We start from the raw sequence: 7,881 nt of genomic DNA on the forward strand, positions 1-7,881 counted from the left end.
GGGGCCCACCTCCCCTACGCCACCGGCTCGCGCGCGGAGTCCGCGTCGCGGTCGGCGCCGGGCGTGACGCGCGGGTCGCCCTCGTCGGCGAAGTAGTCGTCCGGCGTGGTGCCGTCCGGTCCGTCGGCCACCTTCGCGGCGCGCAGCACCAGCGTGAGCAGCGCGGCCACCACCAGGTTCACCAGCACCGCCACGATGCCCACGTAGATGGTCTTCGGCGTGTCGAAGCCGAACTTCTCCAGCGGGAACGCCGACCCGGCGAAGTGCTTCTTCCCGGTCGCCGGGTTGCCGATCTGGTAGAGCATCCACATGCCGAGGCCCATGCCGGCCGCCCAGCCGGCGATCAGCGCACCCCTGTGGAACCAGCGGGTGTAGAGGCCCAGCGCCACCGCCGGCAGCGTCTGGAGGATGATCACGCCGCCGATGAGCTGGAGGTCGATGGAGAACTGCGGGTCGAGGAAGACGATGCAGGCCACCGCGCCGACCTTCACCACCAGCGAGGTGATCTTCGAGACGTTCGCCTCCTGCGCCGGGGTGGCGTCCCGCTTCAGGTACTCCTTGTAGACGTTGCGGGTGAACAGGTTCGCCGCCGCGATCGACATGATCGCCGCCGGGACCAGCGCGCCGATGCCGATGGCCGCGTACGCGACCCCGGCGAACCAGTCCGGGAACTGCTGGTCGAACAGCAGCGGCACCACAGTGTTGCCGTCGGTCGTGCCCTCCTTCGCACCGGGCAGCGGCTTCACGTTCGCCGCGATGGCCATGTAGCCGAGCAGCGCGATCAACCCGAGTAGCAGGCTGTACGCGGGCAGCGCGGACATGTTCCGCTTGATCACGTCGCGGTTCCGGCTGGCCAGCACGCCGGTGATGCTGTGCGGGTAGAGGAACAGCGCCAGCGCCGAGCCGAACGCCAGCGTCACGTACTGGATCTGGTTGTTCTGGTTGAGCAGGATGCCGTCGCCGGGCGCGGGTGACGCCTGGAACTTCGCGTCGGCGGCGTCGAAGATGGCGCCCCAGCCGCCGAGCTTGTACGGCAGCCAGATCACCGCGACCAGGATCACGATGTAGATCAGCGAGTCCTTGACGAACGCGATCAGCGCCGGCGCGCGCAGCCCGGACTGGTACGTGTACGCGGCCAGGATCGCGAAGGCGATGATGATCGGCAGGTGCCGGGCCAGCGCGCTGTCCCCGGTCACGCCCATGGTCTTGAGCACCGCCTCGATGCCGACCAGTTGCAGCGCGATGTACGGCATGGTGGCGACGATGCCGGTGATCGCGACCAGCAGCGCCAGGATCGGCGAGCCGAACCGGTTGCGGACGAAGTCGGCCGGGGTGACGAACCCGTGCCGGTGCGAGACCGACCAGAGCCGGCACAGCACCAGGAACACCAGCGGGTAGATGACGATCGTGTACGGCACCGCGAAGAAGCCCGCCGCGCCGGCCCCGAAGATCAGCGCCGGGACCGCCACGAACGTGTACGCGGTGTAGAGGTCACCGCCGACCAGGAACCAGGTGATCCAGCCGCCGAAGCTGCGACCGCCCAGACCCCACTCGTCCAGGTGGGCCATGTCGGTCGGTCTGCGCCAGCGGGCCGCCACGAATCCCATGGCGCTGACCAGCAGGAACAGCAGTGTGAAGACGATGATCTCGGTGAGGTGGTCCCGCCACATCAGCGGTCACCCCGCTTCTTCGTCTTCGTCATCTGGTAGACGAGCGTGGTGGTGCCGACGCCCAGCAGGATCCAGGCCAGTTGCAGCCAGTAGAAACGCGGGAACCCGAACAGCCGGGGCGAGTCGGCGTTGAACAGTGCCGGGATCAGCGGCACCACGATCGGGATGAAGAGCAACCAGTTCCAGGGACTCTTGTCCTTCGCCCTGGATCGCGCCGTGTCGAGCGCCTCCGGTTCCGGTGCGGACATGTGACACCCCTCCGGGCATTCGTAGCGGGCCATGTGACGGCCGGAGGCTACGACCCTGTGACGGGGGTCACGTCCGATCGGGTGATGTCGATGCGCCGAACGGCCGCCGGCATGCGCCGAGCGGCCGTCAGACGTCCGTGAGGTGCGAGGTGTCGTTGACCGAGCGGACCGCGACGCCGCCGTCCGGGTACAGGTCCAGCACCGAGATGCCCGCCGTGTCCAGGTAGAGCCGGTGCAGGAACGCGTCGCCGGCGGCGAGCGCGTCGCGCAGCACCAGCTTGATCGGCGAGACGTGGGAGACCACCACGACCGTCTCCCCCGGGTACGCCGACCGCAGGCGGTCGACCGCCCGCCCGGTCCGCTCGGCGACTGTCACGAACGACTCGCCCTTCGGCGGCGCGACCCGGGTGGAGGCGAGCCAGGCGTCCAGCTCGGCCGCCCAGCCCTCGCGTACCTCGGCGAACGTGTGCCCCTCCCACACCCCGAAGTCGCACTCGATCAGGTCGTCGTCGGTGCGTACCGGCGGGTTGCCGACCTGCGCGGCGACCGCCTCGGCGGTGGCCGTACACCGGGACAACGGGGAACTGACGACGGCGGCGACGGACGGCGCCAGCGCGGCCACCCGCGCGGCGGTGGCCCGGGCCTGGGCCCGGCCGCGCTCGGTGAGCGGCACGTCGCCCCGGCCGGAGTAGCGCTTCTGCACCGTGCGTTCGGTCTCGCCGTGCCGCACCAGGATCAGCCGGGTGGCCTCCTCGGTCGGGCGCGGCTCCCAGGAGGCAGGTGTGGTGGCCGGGTCGGTGCCGGTGGCCCGGACGACAGTCGCCTCCCGCGCCGCGGCCTTCCCGGCGCCGGCCGGTGCCGCACCGGACGCGGCGGCGTCCATCGCCGCGTTGGCGAGGGCGTCGGCGTGGCGGTTGCGCTCCCGGGGCACCCAGGTGAACCGTACGGCGGTGAAGCGGCTGACCAGCCCGGCCGCCTGGGCGGCGAGCGGACGCAGTCCGGGGTGCTTGATCTGCCAGCGGCCGCACATCTGCTCGACCACCAGCTTGGAGTCCATCCGCGCCTCGACCTCGGCCGCGCCCAGCTCGGCGGCGGCCTCCAGCCCGGCGATCAGGCCCCGGTACTCGGCCACGTTGTTCGTCGCCGTACCGATCGACTCCGACCGCTCGGCCAGCACCTCGCCGGTCTCCGGATCCCGGACCACGGCGCCGTAGCCGGCCGGACCGGGGTTGCCCCGGGAGCCGCCGTCGGCCTCGATCACTACCGCGCGCACCGCCACGGCGGCTACAGTCCCGACTCGTTGGTCCGGACCATGATCCGCCGGCACTCCTCGCAGCGGACCACGTCGTCCGGGTCCGCCTTGCGGATGCGCGCCAGGTCGGCGCCGGACATCTCCAGCCGGCAACCGCCGCAGCGGCCGCCGGTGAGCAGCGCGGCGCCCATGCCGGTGTCCTCGCGGATCTTGTCGTAGAGGCCGATCAGGTCCGCCGGGAGGTCACCGGCGAGCGGCTGGCGGGCCGTGCGCTTGAACTCCTCCTCCTTGGCGATCTCCGCCAGGGTCTCGTCGCGGCGCTGCTCGGTCGCGGCGCGGCGCTCGCGGGCCTCGGCGATCCGGCTCTCGACGCCGTCGAGCACGCCCTGCGCGGTCTCCCGCTGCTCCATCAGCTCCAGCTCGGCGTCCTCCAGGTCGCTCTGCCGGCGGTTCAGCGACACCAGCTCGTGCTGGATCGCCTCCAACTCCCGGGCCGGGCCGCTGCCCGAGGCCAGCCGGGCCTCGTCCTTGCTCTTGCGCGCCCGCACCTGGTCGACGTCCTTCTCGATCCGGGCGATGTCGCGGTCCAGGTCGTCGACCGCCACCTGGGCGCGGACCCGCTCGTCCTCCAGCGCGGACAGCTCACGCGCCAGCGCCTCCAGCTCGGCGCGCTCCGGCAGGGTGCGGCGGCGGTGCGCGAGCTGGGCCAGCGCGGTGTCGATCGCCTGGAGGTCGAGCAGGCGGCGCTGCACCTTCGGGTCAGCCTTCACGTCGGGGCTCCTTGTCGTCCGGCCGGGGCGCGGCGGCGTGCACGGTCCACGGGTCGGTGTCCAGGTCGGACACCACGGTCTCGACGTCCAGCTCGGCGGCCAGGTAGGCGGCCAGGTCGTCCAGCCAGGGTCGCTCCGTCGCCCAGTGGGCGGCGTCCAGCAGCGCCGGGCCACCGGCGGCGAGGTGTTCCCCGGCCGGGTGGTGGCGCAGGTCCGCGGTGAGGAACGCGTCCACCCCGGCCGCGGTCGCCTCGGCGAGGAAGCCGTCCCCCGAGCCGCCGCTGACGGCGAGGGTACGAACCATACGCCCGGGATCCCCGGCGGCGCGAACTCCCCAGGCGGTGACCGGGAGCACGGCGGCGGCCAGCCGGGTCAGCTCGGCGAGCGTCATCGGGGTGGGCAGCTCGCCGATGCGGCCGATGCCCCGGCCGGGACCGGCGGCGGGCGAGCCGGGGCGGGGCGGGTGCAGCGGGCGCAGCCCGGTCAGCCCGAACCGGGCGGCGAGCGCGTCGGACACCCCCGGGTCGGCCACGTCGGCGTTGGTGTGGGCCACGTGCAGCGCGACATCCGCCTTGATCAACCGGTGCACGATCCGGCCCTTGTACGTGGTGGCGGCCACCGAGGAGACGCCGCGCAGCAGCAGCGGGTGGTGCGCGACGATCATGTCCGCGCCGGCGTCGAGCGCCTCGTCCACGGTCTCCGGGACCACGTCCACCACGCAGGCGACCCGGCGTACCGGATGGTCGGGCTCGCCCAGCACCAGGCCGACGCGATCCCACTCCTCGGCCCAGGCGGGCGGATAACGACGGTCCAGGGCGGCCACGACGTCGGCGACGGTTGTGCTCACGGGCGGCCAGCTTACCGGCGTCCGGGCCGGTACACGCCGACCGCCGCCGGGCGAGGCCCCCGGCGTCCGCCGAGGGCCGCGCCCATCGCGGGTCAGCCGACCGGGGCGACCGGCCGGCCCGCGCCGCGCAGGGCGGCCAGGCCGGCGTCCCAGGGGAAGGCGTCCGCGCGCCGCTCCCCCGTGCCGGGCGGGTGCAGGCGTACGACGTGGTCGCCGAAGACCACCCGGACGCCCCACTGCCCGAGCCGGTCCAGGCTGGCCCGGAACGCCGGGTGCGCCGCCATCGCCTCGTTCGTGTACGGCACGGCGGCGATCGGCACCCCCATCCCCTGCCCCTCGATCAGCAGGCCGAGCGCCAGGGTGTCGGTGATGCCGACCGCCCACTTGTTGATCGTGTTGACGGTGGCCGGGCACACCAGCATGGCGTCGGCCGGGGGCAGCACGTCCGGGTCACCCGGGTTCTTGTAGTGCGTACGAACCGGGTGACCGGTCTGCCGGGCCAGCTCCGTCCGGTCGACGAACTTCGCGCCGTCCGGCGTGGTGACCACGCAGACCGTCCAGCCCTCCCGCTGGGCGAGGTCGACCAGCCGGCCGACGTGACGGGCCAGCGGCGAACCGCAGGCGATGACGTAGAGCACCCGCCGGTGCCCGTTGGCGGTCTCCGGACCGCTCATACTCCGACTCCCATGTGCTCAGCCAACTCCGCGATCGGCGGAGGCGGCGCACCACGTGTGCGACGGAGAATCTCGGACATCAATTCGTGCGCTATCGGCCGGCACCGGATCTCGGAGGGCGCGAGCCGGTCGCCGCGCAGCAGCATGTCCCCGGCGTTGGCCACGTCACCGATCTGGGAGTAACCCCGGGCCAGGTCGAGCAGGTGGTGCGCGCGCCGCTCCGGCAGCAGCGCGTTGAACGCGGGCTCGGCCAGCCGCATGTGGGTCTCCACCGCCCGGCCGCCGTCGCCCAGCTCGACCGCCGCCGCCGCGCGGTGCAGCTCCAGGTTGGTCGGGCCGAAGGAGGTCCAGTAGTGGTTGTGGTCCCCGCCGAGCAGCTTGGCCGCCTCGTCGGCGCCCGCGAGCAGGTCGTCCACAGTCGCCGAGTCGCCGATCCGGGCGGCCGCCATCGCACCCTGGAGCAGCAGCATGCCGTACACCGAGAGCCGTTCCGGCCGGACGTCGTTGTCGCCGCCGGGCGCGAGCCGGCCCGCGATGCGGACGTTCAGCTCCAGCGCGGGGCGGGGGCGGCCCATCGCGACGAGCGCGTTGCAGACCCGCGTGGTGGCGATGCCGGCCAGCAGCGGGTCGTCGGCCCGCTGGGCCACCGCCATCGACCGGTCGGCGGCGAGCCAGGCGAGGTCGCACTCGCCCAGCTTGCGCAGCACCGACGAGGCGATCTGGTAGACCTGCCCGAGCAGGTGGGCGGCCTCGCGTACCTGGTCGTCGGCGGCGTAGCCGGCGTCCGCCGCCTGGGCGTCGCGCAGCAGCTTGGGCAGCGCGCGGGTGAGCATGCCGTAGCGGCCGTACTGGTAGGTGAGCCAGGCGTGGTTCACGGCCTTGCGCATGTCGGCCAGCGGCGGGGGGCAGGGCGCCGCGTCGAAGTAGGCGCTCATCGAGTCGTACCGCTCCAGGGCGGTGCGGATCTCCTCCACCTCGACCTGGTCGATGCAGTTGAGCGCGTCGGCACGCCGTTCCGGGTCCTTGCCGTGCAGCAGTTGCACGTCGATCTGAAGGATGTCGGCGATCTCGTAGAGCACGGAGAACTTGTCCAGCCGGCGGACGCCGCGCTCCACCTTGTCCACCCAGCTCTTGGACTTGCCGAGCCGGTCGGCGAAGACCTGCTGGGACATCTTGCGGCGGCTCCGCCAGTACGCCACCCGCCGGCCTATGGGCAGTTCGTCCATTCCCGCTCCCTCCCCCTCACGGCGCCGGCCGGTCCCCCCACGTCCCTCAGGCTCGCGCCGATCGCACAGGTTGTGCGTCCACCGTCCAGCCAGTTCTCGTAGTTTTCGTGCAAGTTGCACCGACCGTTAGTCACCTCAACGAGCGTGGGTTACGGCAGTGACGGCTTTCGACGTGTGGCTTGTGGACGGTTTCGGCCCGTGGACGGTCCGGCTGACGGACGGTCCCGGCGGGACCAGAGGGGGACGGCAGACATGTGGAGGAACGTCCGACCGCGCGTCGCACACCTGTCACCGCTGGAACGTGTCCGGCTGCGCCGGATCGCGGTGCGGTACGCGCTGCACGGCTGGCCGGTCACCCCCGGCGCCTGCCTGGCCAACAGCCGCTTCGTCTGCGGCCGGGCCGGCTGTCCCACGGTGGGCTGCCACCCGGCGCTGGAGGACTGGGAGCACGCCGCCAGCGCCGACCCGGCCCGGGTGGCCACCTGGTGGCGCAGCCGCCCGCACGGCATCCTGCTGCCCACCGGCCGCGCCTTCGACGTCCTCGAGGTGGCCGCCCACCTGGGCCGGCAGGTCCTGGACGCGGTCGCCACGCATCCCGCCGGCTTCGGTGTACGCGGACCCGCGCTGGTCACCCCGACCGGCCGCTGGATGTTCCTGGTCCGTCCCGGCGACCCGCTGCGACCCGAGCTGGAGCACTGCTTCCACGTGGTACGCCACGGACCCGGCTCGTGGATCCCCGCCCCACCGACCCGGCTGCCCGAGGGGACGGTGCGCTGGGCGGTCGCCCCGGAGCAGGCCCGCTGGCAGCTACCCGACTCCTACCTGGTGCAGAACGCGCTGATCGCCGCGTTACGGGCGGCCGGGGTGACGCTCGGCGCCGACCTGTTCCCCGGCCATCTCCCGCTGCCCCGCCGGGGCCGCTGACCTCCCGGCACCCGGCCGGAGCTGCTGCGGCAGTGCCCCCCGATGCCGAGCGTCCTCCCTGGTCACGGCGGGTCCGGTGACCCGGACGGGTGGCCGACAGCGACCTCCCCGGCACCGGACTCGTTGTCCCTGGCGAAGGCGCGTGTGCGCCAGAGCGGGGGTTTGACCATGTCCAGGGACGACGCTGCCCGCCACACCGGCGGTACCGAGCCGGCGCGGCCCCGCCGCCGCGTGCACCCGTGGGCCTTCACCCGGCCGCTGGGCGTACGC

8 protein-coding genes are annotated in these 7,881 nt (G+C 73.0%); 1 reads left to right on the top strand and 7 read right to left on the bottom strand.

Annotation, left to right across the window (positions count from 1 at the left end):
* Positions 1 to 14: 14 nt before the first annotated feature.
* From mctP to EAD96_RS05830, 7 genes are all read right to left on the bottom strand, one after another.
* Positions 15 to 1,670 carry a monocarboxylate uptake permease MctP gene (mctP, locus tag EAD96_RS05800; protein ID WP_121683531.1) on the bottom strand — a complete coding sequence of 552 codons (1,656 nt, stop codon included), beginning with the start codon at positions 1,668 to 1,670 and terminating at the stop codon, positions 15 to 17.
* Positions 1,670 to 1,918: a DUF3311 domain-containing protein gene (locus EAD96_RS05805; protein WP_120568677.1), complete on the bottom strand. Its 249-nt coding sequence runs from the start codon at positions 1,916 to 1,918 to the stop codon at positions 1,670 to 1,672. Before EAD96_RS05805 ends, mctP begins: the two co-directional genes overlap by 1 nt.
* A 127-nt stretch (positions 1,919 to 2,045) precedes the next feature.
* Positions 2,046 to 3,197, bottom strand: coding sequence for a bifunctional RNase H/acid phosphatase (locus tag EAD96_RS05810; protein WP_120568676.1), 1,152 nt, complete (start codon positions 3,195 to 3,197; stop codon positions 2,046 to 2,048).
* Positions 3,198 to 3,202: 5 nt separating this feature from the next.
* The gene (locus tag EAD96_RS05815) at positions 3,203 to 3,940 is read right to left on the bottom strand and encodes a zinc ribbon domain-containing protein (RefSeq protein WP_120568675.1); all 738 of its coding nucleotides are present in this window, start codon (positions 3,938 to 3,940) and stop codon (positions 3,203 to 3,205) included.
* Positions 3,930 to 4,787 (bottom strand): Nif3-like dinuclear metal center hexameric protein, encoded by an 858-nt coding sequence (locus EAD96_RS05820; RefSeq protein ID WP_120568674.1) that lies wholly within the window; start codon positions 4,785 to 4,787, stop codon positions 3,930 to 3,932. The genes EAD96_RS05815 and EAD96_RS05820 overlap by 11 nt, the downstream gene beginning before the upstream one ends.
* 92 nt (positions 4,788 to 4,879) lie before the next feature.
* The gene (locus EAD96_RS05825; protein ID WP_120568673.1) at positions 4,880 to 5,461 is read right to left on the bottom strand and encodes a flavoprotein; all 582 of its coding nucleotides are present in this window, start codon (positions 5,459 to 5,461) and stop codon (positions 4,880 to 4,882) included.
* On the bottom strand, positions 5,458 to 6,687 hold the full coding sequence (locus tag EAD96_RS05830; protein ID WP_120568672.1) for a helix-turn-helix domain-containing protein: 1,230 nt from the start codon (positions 6,685 to 6,687) through the stop codon (positions 5,458 to 5,460). Before EAD96_RS05830 ends, EAD96_RS05825 begins: the two co-directional genes overlap by 4 nt.
* A gap of 252 nt (positions 6,688 to 6,939) precedes the next feature.
* Between EAD96_RS05830 and EAD96_RS05835 the strand changes: the two genes are divergently transcribed.
* The gene (locus tag EAD96_RS05835) at positions 6,940 to 7,611 is read left to right on the top strand and encodes a bifunctional DNA primase/polymerase (RefSeq protein WP_120568671.1); all 672 of its coding nucleotides are present in this window, start codon (positions 6,940 to 6,942) and stop codon (positions 7,609 to 7,611) included.
* The last annotated feature ends 270 nt before the right edge of the window (positions 7,612 to 7,881 follow it).

It is taken from the genome of Micromonospora sp. BL1, assembly GCF_003667485.1.
GTDB classification, from domain to species: domain Bacteria; phylum Actinomycetota; class Actinomycetes; order Mycobacteriales; family Micromonosporaceae; genus Micromonospora; species Micromonospora tulbaghiae.

Coding starts and splice junctions, on each gene's coding strand:
- mctP (WP_121683531.1), bottom strand. CDS start 1,670: ATGTGGCGGGACCACCTCACCGAGATCATCGTCTTCACACTGCTGTTC.
- EAD96_RS05805 (WP_120568677.1), bottom strand. CDS start 1,918: ATGTCCGCACCGGAACCGGAGGCGCTCGACACGGCGCGATCCAGGGCG.
- EAD96_RS05825 (WP_120568673.1), bottom strand. CDS start 5,461: ATGAGCGGTCCGGAGACCGCCAACGGGCACCGGCGGGTGCTCTACGTC.
- EAD96_RS05830 (WP_120568672.1), bottom strand. CDS start 6,687: ATGGACGAACTGCCCATAGGCCGGCGGGTGGCGTACTGGCGGAGCCGC.
- EAD96_RS05835 (WP_120568671.1), top strand. CDS start 6,940: ATGTGGAGGAACGTCCGACCGCGCGTCGCACACCTGTCACCGCTGGAA.